We start from the raw sequence: 13,802 nt of genomic DNA, 5'->3' as shown, positions 1-13,802 counted from the left end.
ACCGGACCGGGCCGGAGCCGCAACCTGATACGTGACCGGTATTGGCATGATCCGCGTCACTTCTCGCCTTCGAGTACCGCCCGCATGACGTCCTTCGCGACCGGAGCTGCGAGCCTGCCGCCGGCGATGTCATCGCGGAGCGTGTCGGATCCCTCAATGACGACGGCCACCGCGACCGGGGTGCCCTTGTCGGTCTTCGCGTAGGAGATGAACCAGGCGTACGGATTGTCCTTGTTGTCCTCGCCGTGCTGCGCGGTACCGGTCTTACCGCCGACTGTGACGCCCGGGAGTTGGGCGGCGGTTCCCGTGCCCGACTTGACCACGGTCTCCATGATGCTCTGGACCTTCTGCGCGTTCTCCGGGCTGAGCGGCTGGCTCATCTCCTGCGGAGTGTGCTGCTGGACCACATTGAGGTTCGGCGCCACCAGCGAGTCGACCATGTACGGCTTCATCAGCTTGCCGCCGTTGGCGACCGCCGAGGCGACCATGGCCATCTGAAGCGGCGTGGCGCGGTTGGAGGCCTGGCCGATGCCCGCCATCGCGTTCTGCGGCCGGTTGTCCTTGGGGAAGATGCTCTCCGAGGCACGGACCGGGGTGTTGATCCCCGGGTTGTTGAAGCCGAACTTCTCCGCCTCGGCCATCATCTTCTTGTTGCCGAGGTCGGCGCTGATCTTGCCGAACACGGTGTTGCAGGACACCCGCAGCGCTTCCCGCAGGGTGGCGTTCTTGCAGGGGATGTTGCCCTCGTTCTTCAGCTCGATGCCCGAGGTGTCGGGGAGCGTGTAGGGCAGCGGCGACCGGGTGTTGGAGTCGACGCCGTCGTAGAGACCGTTCTCCAGAGCGGCCGAGGCCGTGACGACCTTGAAGGTGGAGCCGGGCGGGTAGGTCTGGCGCAGCGCCCGGTTGAGCATCGGCTCGTCGGGGTTCTTGTTCTTCTGGAGCGCGAGGTACGCCTCGGCGTCCTTGTTGCTCATCCCGGCGAACGTGGACGGGTCGTAGGACGGGGTGCTGGCCAGGGCCAGGATCGCGCCGGTCTCCGGGTTGATCGCGGCGACCGCGCCCTTCTGGTTGCCGAGACCGTCGAAGGCGGCCTTCTGGGCCTTGGCGTCAAGGGTGGTCACCACGTTGCCGCCCTTCTGCTTGCTGCCGGTGAACATGTCGACCGTGCGGCTGAAGAAGAGCCTGTCGTCGGTGCCGCTGAGAATGCCGTCGTTGAGCTTCTCGAGCTGGTTGGCGTCGAAGGCCTGCGAGGCGTAGCCGGTGACCGGCGCCCACATCTTGCCGTTCTTGTACGTCCGCTTGTACTTGAAGTCGCCGCTGTCGGTGGTCGTGGAGCCGGTGATGGCCTTGCCGTCCACGATGATGTTGCCGCGCGGGGTGCTGTAGCGCTCGATGGCGACCCGGCGGTTGTGCGGGTCGTTCTTGAGCTCGTCACCCTGGACGAACTGCACCCAGTTGACGCGGACCAGCAGGGCGAGGACGAGCAGGCCGCAGAAGATCGCGACCCGGCGCAGGGGCTTGTTCACGGACGGACCACCTGGGTCATCTCGGCGTCGGTGGAGGGGGCGGGGGCCGGCGCCGGGCGGCGCGCGGTGTCACTGATCCGCAGCAGGATGGCGACCAGTGCCCAGTTGGCGATCACGGACGAGCCACCCTGGGCGAGGAACGGCATCGTCATACCCGTCAGCGGGATCAGGCCCGTCACACCGCCGGCGACGACGAAGACCTGAAGGGCGAAGGCACCGGACAGGCCGATCGCCAGCAGCTTGCCGAACGGGTCGCGGGCCGCCAGCGCCGTACGGATACCGCGCTCGATCAGCAGGCCGTACAGCAGCAGGATGGCCATCAGTCCGGCGAGCCCGACCTCCTCGCCGACCGTGGCGAGGATGTAGTCACTCTTCGGCGCGATACCGAGGATGAGGCGGGAGTAGCCCTGGCCCAGTCCGGAGCCGAGGATGCCGCCGGAGCCGAAGGAGTACATGGCCTGGGCGGTCTCGGTGACACCGCCGTTGAGCAGCTCCAGCGGGTTGAGCCAGTTGTGGACACGGGTCTGGACGTGCGACTCGAAGGTCGCCACCGCGACCGCGCCGCCCGCGCTGAGCAGCAGACCGAACACGATCCAGCTGGTCCGCTCGGTCGCCACGTACAGCATCACGACGAACAGGCCGAAGAACAGCAGCGAGGTACCGAGGTCGGTCTCGAAGACCAGGATCATCAGGCTCAGCGCCCAGATGACGAGGATCGGGCCGAGGTCGCGGCCGCGGGGGAGGTAGAGCCCCATGAAGCGGCGGCTGGCCAGTGCCAGCGCGTCCCGCTTCACCATCAGATAGCCGGCGAAGAAGATCGCGATGATGATCTTCGCGAACTCACCGGGCTGGAGCGAGCCGAGACCCGGGATCGTGATCCAGATCTTCGCGCCGTTCACGCCGGGGAAGAACATCGGCGCCACCAGCAGCACCAGCGCGACCACCATCGAGATGTAGGTGTAGCGCTGGAGGACGCGGTGGTCCTTGAGGAAGATCAGGATGGCGAGGAAGAAGGCGACGCCGAGGGTCGACCACATCAGCTGGTTGGGCGCCATCGCCTTGCCCAGCGACGGCTCCTGGTCCAGCCGCCAGATGAAGATCAGGCCCAGGCCGTTGAGCAGGGTGGAGATGGGCAGCATCAGCGGGTCGGCGTACGGCGCCCACTTGCGGACGACGAGATGCGCGACGCCCGCCAGCAGGCCCAGCCCGAGGCTGTAGCCCAGCACACCGGCCGGCACCGTACCGTCCTTCGCCAGACCGACGTTGATGTACGCGAACACCGGAATCAGCACCGCGAAGATGAGCATCGCGAGTTCGGTGTTGCGGCGGCTCGGGGCTCCGATGGTGCCGATGGTGGTGGTGTTGGTGGTGCTGCTGCTCATGAGATCTACGGCCCCCTACGCCCTCACTGCTGGGTGCTGCAATTCTTTTCCAGCTTCTGCTGCTCCTGGGAAGGGGCCTGGCTGGGAGTGGCTGTGGGAGACGGAGACGTGGTCGCCGCCAGCGGGCTGGCCGTGCCGGTACCGCTGTTCCCGCCGGTGCTGCCGGGCCGGTGGCTCGGCGACGCGGACGGGGAACCCGGCTTGCTCGGCGTGCCCGTCTGGCCGTGGCCAGGGTGGCGCGCCGCATCACGCTCGGCGGCTTCCCGCTGCTCCTTACTACGGCAGGCGTTGGCCTGCTTACTCAACTCGGTGACTTTTTCGCCCGCTTGCGTGCGATTGTCGACCGCGATCGTCTCCTTGACCTGGTTGCGCTGATACAGCGGCAGGTACTTGAGTTCGATCTCGGGGTGGTCCTCGTCCACATCATTGAGCCTGATCCACGCGAGATCCTGGCTGATACCCCGGTAGAGCGCGATGTGGTCGTCCTTGGCACCGACGAAGTACTGGGTCTGCGTCCAGTTGTAGCCCGCGTAGCAGCCGCCGCCCACGACGGCCAGCGCCAGCGCGATGAGCAGCGACCGCTTGATCCACCGCCCGCGCCGCCGCGGCTTGACGAAGTCCTCGTCCATGAACGCGCCGAACGAGCCCTGCGGCGGTCCGCCGACCTCCTGGTCACCGCTGCCGGGCGGCCCGAAGGCGCCACCGGGCGCACCCGGGTTCGACCCGCCGGGCCGGCCGAGTTCGGCGGCCCGGGCGGCGGGTGTCTGCATCGTGCTCGGGTCGCTGAGCTGGTTCTGGTTCTCCGCGACGGCACCGACGATGACCGGGGTGTCGTTGAGCTGGCCGGCCAGCGTCTCGTTGCCGTCCACGTCCAGGACGTCGGCGACGATGCAGGTGATGTTGTCGGGTCCGCCGCCGCGCAGCGCGAGCTGGATCAGCTCCTGCACCGTCTCCTGCGGACCGTGGTAGCTGGCGAGGGTCTCCTCCAGCGTCTGGTGGCTGACCACCCCGGACAGCCCGTCCGAGCAGATCAGATACCGGTCGCCGGCCCGCACCTCGCGGATCGACAGATCGGGCTCGACATGATCGCCGCTGCCCAGCGCCCGCATCAGCAGCGACCGCTGCGGATGGGTGGTGGCTTCCTCTTCGGTGATCCGGCCCTCGTCGACCAGCCGCTGCACCCAGGTGTGGTCCTGGGTGATCTGGGTCAGGACGCCGTCGCGCAGCAGGTACGCCCGCGAGTCGCCGACGTGGACGAGGCCGAGCCGCTGCCCGGTCCACAGCAGGGCGGTCAGGGTCGTGCCCATGCCCTCCAGCTGGGGGTCCTCCTCGACCATCTCCCGCAGCTGGTCATTGGCGCGTGTGACGGCCGTGCCCAGCGAGGTGAGGAGGTCGGAGCCGGGGACGTCGTCGTCGAGCTGGACGAGGGTGGAGATCACCTCGGAGGAGGCGACCTCACCGGCGGCCTGGCCGCCCATGCCGTCGGCGATGGCGAGCAGCCGGGGCCCGGCGTAGCCGGAGTCCTCGTTGCCCTCGCGGATCATGCCCTTGTGCGATCCGGCGGCGAAGCGCAGTGACAGACTCATGCGCACCTCACCCGTCGGCTCGGGGTACAGCCGGTCTCTTCGAGCCACACTGCCCACCCTCCGGTCGGGAGCCCGCCCGGGTCCGCCGAGTGGACCGTCGCGGCTCGCTCGCTCCGCTCGCTCATTGTCGTACTACTTCCGCAGCTCGATGACGGTCTTGCCGATGCGGATCGGGGCTCCCAGCGGAATCGGTGTCGGGGTCGTCAGTCGGGTCCGGTCCAGGTACGTACCGTTGGTGGAACCGAGGTCCTCGACGATCCACTGGCCGTCACGGTCCGGGTAGATCCTGGCATGCCTGCTGGATGCGTAGTCGTCGTCCAGCACGATGGTGGAGTCGTGCGCTCGGCCCAGAGAGATGGTCTGGCCCTGGAGGGCGACGGTGGTGCCGGTCAGCGAGCCTTCGGAGACCACGAGCTTCGTGGGCGCTCCGCGGCGCTGCCGGTTGTTGTTGCCGCGGCCGCCTTCCTGGCGGCGCTGCTGTTGTGGCGGCGCGGCAGCCTGGCGCTGCGCACGCGCTTCCTGACCGCCGCGACGGGCGGCACCGCGTTGTGTGACGCGTGTGCCGAACAGATCGCTGCGGATGACCTGAACGGCCACGATGACGAACAGCCACAGTACGGCGAGGAAACCCAACCGCATGACCGTGAGGGTCAGCTCTGACATTGCCCCCGCTTCACCCTTCGGCTTGCCGGTAAACGATGGTGGTACTGCCCACGACAATCCGCGAGCCGTCGCGGAGATTAGCGCGAGTGGTGTGCTGCCCGTCCACCACGATGCCGTTCGTGGAGCCCAGGTCCTGGACCATGGGGGGCGTTCCGACCCGGATCTCACAGTGACGCCGGGAGACACCCGGGTCGTCGATCCGTACGTCGGCGTCGGTGCTGCGACCCAGCACGAGTGTGGGTCGCGAGATCTGGTGGCGGGTGCCGTTGATCTCGATCCAGCGCCTGGTTTGCGCGTGGGGCTGCGGTCCTGCACCGGGCGGTGCCGTACGGGGTACGGACTGTGCGCCGCCGGGAGGCGGGGACGAAGGCATGGGGGGCGGGCTCACATGGCCGCCGCCGGGCTGGCCGCCGCGGGGCGCCGCGGTGGAGCGCCGGTCGGCCGCCGCCGGGCCCGGCTGCTCCTGCGACGAGCTGGAGGCGAGCGTGCGGCTGCGCACGCGGTACAGGCCGGTGTCGAGATCGTCGGCCTTCTCCAGATGGACCTTGATCGAGCCCATGAAGGTGTACCGCTGCTGCTTGGCGTAGTCGCGGACCATGCTGGAGAGCTCGTCGCCGAGCTGCCCGCTGTAGGGGCTCAGCCGCTCGTAGTCGGGGGTGCTCAGCTCGACGATGAAGTCGTTGGGGACGACCGTGCGGTCGCGGTTCCAGATGGTGGCGTTGTTGTCGCACTCGCGCTGCAGCGCGCCGGCGATCTCAACGGGCTGCACCTCGGACTTGAACACCTTGGCGAAGGTGCCGTTGACGAGACCTTCGAGACGCTGCTCGAAACGCTTCAGTACTCCCACGGGGCACCTCCTTCCTCAGTCTTCGTCGGGGTCGTCCTGATCGAGTCGTCCTGATACTGCTTACTGATCGTATCCACGCGTAGGGAAATCGGCTGGTTCCCCTTTCCCGCCTTGAGGACGAGTGTCGCCCCTCACAGGGTTGCCCGGTGCTTGTCTGCTCCTTGTCCAGTGCTCGTGCACTGCGATCGTAGATGTGCCCCGAAGACAGTGTCCCGCAACCGCCGACCACTCCGGCCGGGCGGGGCCCGGAGTCGGACATCACGCGGGACCGGCCGGGTCGGCCGGCCCCGAGGCGGACCGGTCGGCCCGCACCCTGATTGCGGCTACGGCGAGTGTGACCCCTAGGGGCAGCGCGCGGCGAATGCCCGGGGTGAGGAGGGGTGCCGCCCCGGGTTGCCGCAGGGCGGGGACCGGGGAAAAGGCGTGTGAAGTCCCCCCTGACAGCGTGCTAGTGTTCTGGATGTCGGAAGGCGCTCGCACAAGACCCGGACGGAACAGCCCGGATCACGTGAGAGAATCAATCGGCAGCACCCATGCGCGGGTGGCGGAATAGGCAGACGCGCTGGATTCAGGTTCCAGTGCCCGAAAGGGCGTGGGGGTTCAACTCCCCCCTCGCGCACAGATGAGACCCCCGGTCTCCGGAGAAATCCGGCGACCGGGGGTCTTTCGTTGTGTTCGTCACTTGTTGCCTATGTCACGGGTGCGGGGCTCTGCCGGCAGCCCTCAGCCAGGCTGTTGAGGCCTACGTCACATCCGCACCCTTCCGGCGCCCTCGCCGGACCCGTTGCCGCCCTCGCCGTTGCCTCCGTTACCCGGCGAAATCGGTGACGGCCGTACGGAAGGCGCGGACGCGGGTGTTTTCCCGGGCGGTGTGGTGGGCCAGGCCCAGGACCGAGCCCGGCAGGCCGGTGATGGGGACGAAGGTGAGGTCGCGGGCGCCGGGGTAGTCGGCGGTGGGGCGGCGCAGCAGCATGCCGCCGCGGTCGGCCGCGGCGAGAGTGAGGCCTTCCTGAAGTGTGCACGCGGGGGTCGGACTTCGGCGCCCCAGGGCGGGCGTGAGGTGGGGCGACTGGGCGGCGCGCTCTCCCGGTGGGCGCCCGCCGGGAGGTGGCTGCATCGGGCGCGGGCAGCCGTGCGCCGCCCGCGCCCCGCTCGGTGTACCGGCCGGGCTCAGGCGGCGAGGCGCGCGACGAGGGCCTTGGCCTTGGCCGCCGCGTCCTCGCGTGCCTTGTCGCGGGAGGTCTCGTACAGCGGGACCAGCTCGGCCATCGCCGGGTTGTTCGGGGCCATGGTCAGCTCCGGGACGATGAAGTCGACGTCCAGGCCCATCCCGCCGTTCAACACGGCCGCCAGGTAGTTCTGCACGTACTCGAAGGACTCACGGGGCGTGCCCGGGGCGTAGGAACCGCCACGGCTGGCGACGACGGTGACCGGGGTGCCCTTGGCCGACGGCTGCTCACCCGCCGTGCGTCCCATGATGATCACCTGGTCGAGCCACGCCTTGAGCGTGGAGGGGATCGTGAAGTTGTACATCGGCGCGCCGATGACGATCGCGTCGGCCCGCTCCAGCTCCTCGGCGAGCTCGACGCGCAGGGCGAAGGCCGCCTGCTGCTCGGGGGTGTGGGTGGCCGGGTCGGAGAAGGCGGCGGAGGCGCCGGCACCGTCGAGGTGCGGCAGCGGATCGGCGGCCAGATCGCGGTGGATCACAGTGCCGTCGGGGTGCTGCTCCTCCCAGGCCTTGCGGAAGGCCGCGGTGATCGAACGGGAGGCGGAGCCGCCCTCGGGAAATACGGACGAGTCGATGAGCAGAAGCGTGGCCATGGGATCGGTCCTTCCATAGGCGGCCGGGCTGGGCTCGACCACTGGTTGAATTCCGTACGTCACTATTGATAGCACAGTAACTTACTTTTCCGCAGTAGCCAACGAGAAGGCGGTACTCTGGGTGTATGGCGGACCACGGCGAGGCGATGTGCAGGCAGGTCGACGGCAAGATGACGCGCGTCTTCGAGCTGTTCGGGAAGCGCTGGACGGGGTTGATCGTCGCCACCCTGATGCCGGGCCCGGTCCACTTCGCCGATCTGCGGCGGGCCATCCCCGGGATCAGTGAGCGGATGCTCTCCGACCGCCTCATGGAGCTGGCGTCCACGGGCCTGCTCGTCCGCGAGGTGGACGCGGGGCCGCCGCTGCGCGTCTCCTACCGGCTGACGGAGGCCGGTCTGGCGATGGAGCCCGCGCTCAAGGAGCTGGGGCGCTGGGCGGAGACCTATCTCGCCGAGGGCGGGCAGTGTCCGGAGCGGTTCCGGAAGTAGGCGTCGCGGGTCGAGGCGGCCGACGGGTCGTGTGGCGGCCTCCGCTTTTGGGCGCGTGCTCGGGCGGGTGTCCTTAGGCAGGCGCCTTACCCCAGTCGTTCCTGGGCGGCGTTGTAGCGGCGCAGGTAGGTCGCGAAGCGGTCGAGATCTTCCTCGTCCCAGTCGGCCAGCCGCTCGTGGAATGCCCGGCGCCGGCTGGCGGTGACGTTGGCGAGCACCCGGTCGCCCTTCTCGGTGGGGTGCAGCACCTGGACGCGGTGGTCCTCCGGGTCGACGCGGCGTTCGACGAATCCGAGCCTCTCCAGCGCGGCGATCTGCCGGCTGACCGTGGACTTGTCCAGGAAGTAGTGCGCCGCGAGGTCCGTGGCGCGGCATCCCTGCTGGTCATCGAGGTGCGCAAGCAGGGTGTAGGAGACCAGTGACAGCTCGGGATGCATCCGGGCGGCGGTCGCGCGGGCCCGGCGGGCGAACGCGGTCATCTCCTGCTGGATGGTCTCGACGGAGTCCTCGCGGTGAGCCACGGGTTGCCTTTCGTAGAGGTAGTTGTATAGTACAACGCAATTAGAGAGTTGTAATTGCCAACTGCTGGCTACTGGCTCGCGGCCCCTCCAGGTGTCGCGGGTCCGGGGGATGCGAAAACCGGCCCCTGTGGCGACCGCTGAGCCGACGGACAGCTGAGCCGACGAGCGGAAGGCCTGGCCCATGAGCACGGTCCGACGTCCCGACCACCGAAGCGCGCACCGTCCCGCGCGCGCCGCCCACGCCAACGGGCTGCGTCACGTCCTGACGCACCTGATCACGCCGCTGCTGATGTGCATCGGGATGGGTCTGGCGTACCTGGGGGCCTTCGCTCACCCCGCGCCGCACCATCTGCCCGTGGCGGTCGTCGGATCCGGCCGGAGCGCCCAACTGCTCGCCCAGTCGATCAACGACAAGGCGGGCGGTGACCTGGAGGTACGGACCGTCGGCGATCGGGCGGCGGCGGTGGATCGGCTCAAGCATCAGGACATCTTTGGCGCGTATGTGATCCCTGCGGAGGGGGCGCAGGGTGCGAAGGGCACGAAGGGTGCGTCTGACGCGGTGGATGCGTCGGGGGCGGAGGGCCCGTCGGGTGGGTCGACTACGTCGCGTGGGTCGGTGGGCAGGGACAGGGGCGGTGGGGCGGCGCGCTCCGGGAAGCCGGTGCCCGAGCTGCTGGTGGCGACGGCCGGTTCCGACACCAGCGCAACCGTCGTCCAGAAGGTCTTCACCCCGATCGCGGCGCAACAGGGCGCGCCGCTGAAGGTCACGGACGTGGCGCCCACCGCCGAGGAGGACCCGACCGGTCAGGGCGTCTTCTTCCTGCTGGTCGCCATCAGCATCGGCTCATACGCGTCGGTCGCGGTGATCGGCGGCGCCGGAGCCGTGCTGCCGCTCCGGCTGCGGACGGCGCTGGCCATCGGCACCTCCTTCGTCGTCGGCCTCATCGGGACGGCGTTCGCCGGTCCCGTCTTCCACCTGGTCGACCACGGTCTCGGCGGGCTGTGGGGCGTGGCCTGGCTCTACTCGGCGGGCGTTCTGCTGATCGGCACCGGCCTGCACATCTTCCTCAAGCGCTGGACGACGCTCGGGGTGATGATCCTCTTCGTGATGCTCAACTTCACGTCCTCCGGTGGGATTTACCGCCCCGAGATGCAGAACGGATTCTTCGCAGCGCTGCACGCCTTCTGGAACGGTGCGGGCTTCGTGGAAGGCGTCCGCAGCCATGTCTACTTCGACGGCCACGGCCTGGCGGGACACGTCTGGACGCTGGTGGGGTGGCTGATCGCGGGCTTGGCGGTGATCGGTGTGGCGGCGCTGGCAGAGAAGCGGCGGCGTACCGCGGAGGCGGAGACGGCGGCCCGTGCCGCGGCGGTGGCGGCGGCCGCGGTGGCGGCGACGGTGCCGGAACCGGTTCGGAGCGGCCGGTCGGCCGGCGGCGCGGAGACGGGAGCGGGCCACGGGTCCGCGCATGCCACCGCAGCACTGGAAGGGGAGTTGGAAGAGGAACTGGAAGAGGCGGTGGGCGTGTAGCGGTCCGAAGAGTTATCCACAGGCTCTGCGGGCCGCGCGGGGACGTCGGTAACGTCATGGGCGTCGGAAGCCGGCAGCGCCCGGCGCGCGGACGAGCGCAGAACACAGCGACACTGAAGCGCAGGGACATCAAGAACACAGGTCGTGAAGGGGGAGGTGGCCCGCTATGCCGCGTGTGCCGTACGTACCGGGGTTTGCCCGTCAGGATGCCCAGGGACCGTCGCCCAAGGCGGTGGGGCGGGCGCTGCGGGAGCGGCTCCCGCGTGCCGAGCAGGCCGGGCTGTCGATCGCGGACGGGCGGCCGGACGCGGTCGCGGCGGTCGAGGAGTCCAACGCCGGCCGGCTGCCCGAGCTGACGCCGATACGGGTCGGCCGGATGGCCGCGAGCCCCTTCGCCTTCCTCCGCGGCTCCGCCGGCCTGATGGCGTACGACCTGGCCGTCGACCCGGTGACCGGCATCGGCACACAGATTTGCGGGGACGCGCACGCCGCCAACTTCGGCCTCTACGGCGACGCACGCGGCGGCCTCGTCATCGACCTCAACGACTTCGACGAGACCCTGCACGGGCCGTGGGAGTGGGATGTGAAGCGGCTCGCGGCGTCGGTGGTGCTGGCGGGCCGGGAAGCGGGCGCCGACGAGGACGACTGCCGTAAGGCGGCGCAGGACGCGGCGGGCTCCTATCGGCGCACGATGCGGCTGCTGGCCAAGCTGCCGGCCGTCGAGGCGTGGAACGCGATCGCCGACGAAGAACTGGTCTCGCACACCGACGCCCGGGATCTGCTGGGAACGCTGGAGCAGGTCGCGGAGAAGGCCCGTAAGAACACCAGCGCGCGGTTCGCGGCCAAGGCGACGGAGCCGACGGCGGACGGCGGCCGCCGTTTCGTGGACGCGCAGCCGGTACTGCGGCGGGTGCCGGACGCGGAGGCCGCAGCCGTGGCCGCGTCCCTCACCGGCTATCTGGACACGATCGCCGAGCACCGGCTGCCCCTGCTGGCCCGGTACGCGGTGCACGATGTCGCCTTCCGTGTGGTCGGCACGGGCAGCGTGGGCCTGCGGTCGTATGTCGTGCTGCTGCTGGACCACCGGGGCGAACCGCTGGTCCTTCAGATGAAGGAGGCACGCGGTTCGGTGCTGGCTCCGTTCGTGGAGAAGGCCGGCTTCCCGGTGCCGTCGGTGGTGCACGAGGGCCGCCGGGTGGTCCTCGGCCAGCGCCGGATGCAGGTGGTCAGCGACATCCTGCTGGGCTGGACGACGGTGCCGGGCATGGCGTCGTCGGGGGTTGGTGGCCCGGGTGGCACGGGCGGCGCTGGCGGTGCGGACGTGGCCAACGGCCTGCGGGACGGGCTGCCCTTCCAGGTCCGCCAGTTCAGAAACCGCAAGGGCAGCGTGGACCCGACGCAGCTCTCCGGCGACCAGATGGACGACTACGCCCGGATGACCGGCGCCCTCCTGGCCCGAGCGCACTCACACAGCGTCGACCCGCGCCTGCTGGCCGGCTACTGCGGCAAGAACGAAGAACTCGACGAGTCCATAGCGACCTTCGCGGTCTCCTACGCAAACCGCACGGAAGCAGACCACACGGCCCTGACCACAGCGGTGAAGAACGGACGGATCGCGGCAGAGATGGGGGTGTGAGGGGAGAGCGGGGCGAGGCGGGGCTCGGGGCGGGGCTGGGGTTGGTCGGGGCGCGCGGCTAGCGGTGGGGCTGTTGTCCGGTGGGGGCCGGGTGGCGCAGCTTGGTGGTCGAGTGGCCGGGGGCGGGTTCGGGGGCCGTGGGCTCGGTAAGCGCGGGCCTGCTGTGGGCGCGTGGGCTGGTTGCGCCTGGGGCCCCGTTAGGGCCGGGGCGGTCTGGGGCGCGGTGTGGACGCCGCTCGGTATTTTGGGTGGGGGGAGACAGGAGGGGGTGGGTGGGCTAGGGGGGAGGCCCCCAGCCCAGCAGGCAGCGAGCGAATGGCCGTGGAGGGCCGTGCCCGGCGGGGCCGTACGCTGGCCGGGTGACGAACTCGCACGCGGAGAACGCGCAGGACGGCCAGCACCGACCGGACGTACCGGGCACCTCGGACGCCCAGGCCGACCCGCAGGCAGAGGGAGAGCCCGAGCAGGGCGCCGACCGGTCTGGGGCAGGGCCAGAGTCGGGCATCGGTGACGCCAGGGCGGCCGCCGAGTCGGGCGGAGTGGCCGACGAGCAAGCGGCCGCGGCTCAGGATGAGGCGACCCGGCGGCTGGCGAAGGCGGTGTTGGCCGCGGAGCAGGCGCTGATCGAGTTCGAGATCGCGGTGGAGACCTTCCGGGTGGAGGTGGATAACTTCTCCCGCCTGCACCACCAGCGGCTCGGCCCCATGTACGCACGGCTGGACGAGCTGGACGCGCAGATCGCCGAGGCGGTGGCGGCGCGTACGGGCGACCCCGCGGACATCCGTAAGGCGCGGGAGGCGCGGGCGTCGGTGCTGCCGATGCCGGAGGTCGAGGAGCTGTTCCACGGCTGGATGGGATCCGACGGGCTGTTTCCGGAGGCCCAGGCGATGCTCACCGAGCAGTCGGTGCGGCCCCCGCAGAAGGTGCGGCCCAGCGAAGAGGCTCGCAAGGTCTACCGCGACCTGGTGCGCAAGGCCCACCCGGACCTGGCGCGGGACGACGCGGAGCGTGCCCGGCGGGACGCGTTCATCGCACGGGTCAACGCGGCGTACGCCCAGGGCGACGCGGCGGTGCTGCGCGAGCTGGCGCGCGAGTGGGAGGCCGGCCCCGCACCGGTCGAGGAGCGGCTCAGCGAGAGCGAGGAGCTCTACGCGCGGCTGGAGTGGCTCGCCGAGCGCAAGGAGTTGCTGGCCGCGATGGCCGCTGAGCTGGAGGAGAGCGCGATCGGCGCGATGATCAAGATGGCGCCGGAGGACCCGGACGCGCTGCTGGAGGAGATCGCCGAGAAGCTGCTCGCCGATGTCGCGGAACGCGAGACGTACCTCGCGCAGCTGGTCCGGTAGCGTCGGCACCATGCAATTTGGTTCTGTGCCCACGGTCGGTGTCGACGCTCTCACGTCGGAGGACTTCCTCCTGGACGTGCGCGAGGACGACGAGTGGGAGGCCGGGCACGCCGAGGGTGCGCTGCACATCCCGATGAGTGAATTCGTCGCCCGCTACGGTGAGTTGACCGAGGCCGCGCCGGACGCCGGCAAGGTGTATGTGCTGTGCCGGGTCGGCGGGCGCTCGGCGCAGGTGGCCCAATACCTGCTTCAGCAGGGCGTCGAGGCGGTGAACGTCGCGGGCGGCATGCAGGCATGGGAGGCCGCCGGCCGCCCCGTCTCGGACGGCAAGGGCGGCTCGGGTTCGGTCATCTAGCCGCGGAGACGGAGAGCCGGGCTGCTGGGCAGCTTGGTTGGCTGGAGGGTTGTCCGGTCGGGCAGTGGGAACTGCCCCCGGACTGCCGTCATCTCTGAACGCT

At 69.9% G+C, this 13,802-nt stretch carries 13 protein-coding genes and 1 tRNA gene; 6 read left to right on the top strand and 8 right to left on the bottom strand.

The genetic code is table 11. The annotated features are described in order from the left end of the window. Positions 1-56: 56 nt before the first annotated feature. The 5 genes from QT196_RS19950 to QT196_RS19930 form a co-directional block, all read right to left on the bottom strand. A complete protein-coding gene (locus QT196_RS19950; protein ID WP_168480388.1) occupies positions 57-1,526 on the bottom strand; it encodes a penicillin-binding transpeptidase domain-containing protein in 1,470 nt (489 codons plus the stop codon). Beyond that, on the bottom strand, positions 1,523-2,908 hold the full coding sequence (locus tag QT196_RS19945; RefSeq protein WP_168480387.1) for an FtsW/RodA/SpoVE family cell cycle protein: 1,386 nt from the start codon (positions 2,906-2,908) through the stop codon (positions 1,523-1,525). The genes QT196_RS19950 and QT196_RS19945 overlap by 4 nt, the downstream gene beginning before the upstream one ends. A gap of 23 nt (positions 2,909-2,931) precedes the next feature. Further along, complete coding sequence (locus QT196_RS19940; RefSeq protein ID WP_168480386.1) at positions 2,932-4,494, bottom strand: Stp1/IreP family PP2C-type Ser/Thr phosphatase; 1,563 nt, start codon at positions 4,492-4,494, stop codon at positions 2,932-2,934. Positions 4,495-4,626: 132 nt separating this feature from the next. Further along, positions 4,627-5,157 carry an FHA domain-containing protein gene (locus QT196_RS19935; protein WP_042151061.1) on the bottom strand — a complete coding sequence of 177 codons (531 nt, stop codon included), beginning with the start codon at positions 5,155-5,157 and terminating at the stop codon, positions 4,627-4,629. A gap of 10 nt (positions 5,158-5,167) precedes the next feature. Then, a complete protein-coding gene (locus tag QT196_RS19930) occupies positions 5,168-6,004 on the bottom strand; it encodes a DUF3662 and FHA domain-containing protein (RefSeq protein ID WP_127152017.1) in 837 nt (278 codons plus the stop codon). A 535-nt stretch (positions 6,005-6,539) separates the two neighbouring features. On the opposite strand from QT196_RS19930, the gene QT196_RS19925 reads away from it, so the two are divergent. Continuing rightward, positions 6,540-6,623, top strand: a tRNA-Leu gene (locus QT196_RS19925). 189 nt (positions 6,624-6,812) lie between these two features. Here QT196_RS19925 and QT196_RS39390 read toward each other — a convergent pair. Next, positions 6,813-6,977 (bottom strand): hypothetical protein, encoded by a 165-nt coding sequence (locus tag QT196_RS39390; protein WP_211117384.1) that lies wholly within the window; start codon positions 6,975-6,977, stop codon positions 6,813-6,815. Between the two features lie 197 nt (positions 6,978-7,174). After that, positions 7,175-7,825 carry an NAD(P)H-dependent oxidoreductase gene (locus tag QT196_RS19915; protein ID WP_290355344.1) on the bottom strand — a complete coding sequence of 217 codons (651 nt, stop codon included), beginning with the start codon at positions 7,823-7,825 and terminating at the stop codon, positions 7,175-7,177. A gap of 125 nt (positions 7,826-7,950) precedes the next feature. Here QT196_RS19915 and QT196_RS19910 point away from each other — a divergent pair, with 125 nt between their 5' ends. Next, on the top strand, positions 7,951-8,313 hold the full coding sequence (locus tag QT196_RS19910; protein ID WP_168480384.1) for a helix-turn-helix domain-containing protein: 363 nt from the start codon (positions 7,951-7,953) through the stop codon (positions 8,311-8,313). A gap of 86 nt (positions 8,314-8,399) precedes the next feature. On the opposite strand, the gene QT196_RS19905 is transcribed toward QT196_RS19910, so the two are convergent. Beyond that, positions 8,400-8,834 (bottom strand): MarR family winged helix-turn-helix transcriptional regulator, encoded by a 435-nt coding sequence (locus QT196_RS19905; RefSeq protein WP_266737490.1) that lies wholly within the window; start codon positions 8,832-8,834, stop codon positions 8,400-8,402. Between the two features lie 181 nt (positions 8,835-9,015). Between QT196_RS19905 and QT196_RS19900 the strand changes: the two genes are divergently transcribed. The 4 genes from QT196_RS19900 to QT196_RS19885 all read left to right on the top strand — a co-directional run bounded on the left by QT196_RS19900 (position 9,016) and on the right by QT196_RS19885 (position 13,699). After that, the gene (locus tag QT196_RS19900) at positions 9,016-10,365 is read left to right on the top strand and encodes an ABC transporter permease (RefSeq protein ID WP_290355343.1); all 1,350 of its coding nucleotides are present in this window, start codon (positions 9,016-9,018) and stop codon (positions 10,363-10,365) included. Between the two features lie 166 nt (positions 10,366-10,531). Further along, a complete protein-coding gene (locus QT196_RS19895) occupies positions 10,532-12,001 on the top strand; it encodes a DUF2252 domain-containing protein (RefSeq protein WP_266737486.1) in 1,470 nt (489 codons plus the stop codon). A gap of 359 nt (positions 12,002-12,360) precedes the next feature. Further along, a complete protein-coding gene (locus QT196_RS19890) occupies positions 12,361-13,344 on the top strand; it encodes a J domain-containing protein (RefSeq protein WP_168480381.1) in 984 nt (327 codons plus the stop codon). A 10-nt stretch (positions 13,345-13,354) separates the two neighbouring features. Beyond that, complete coding sequence (locus QT196_RS19885) at positions 13,355-13,699, top strand: rhodanese-like domain-containing protein (RefSeq protein ID WP_168480380.1); 345 nt, start codon at positions 13,355-13,357, stop codon at positions 13,697-13,699. The last annotated feature ends 103 nt before the right edge of the window (positions 13,700-13,802 follow it).

Source organism: Streptomyces sp. P9-2B-2, assembly GCF_030406865.1.
Classification (GTDB): Bacteria; Actinomycetota; Actinomycetes; order Streptomycetales; family Streptomycetaceae; genus Streptomyces; species Streptomyces platensis.
The sequence above is the reverse complement of the archived record's forward strand: the minus strand, read 5'-3'. Positions and strand labels throughout refer to the sequence as shown.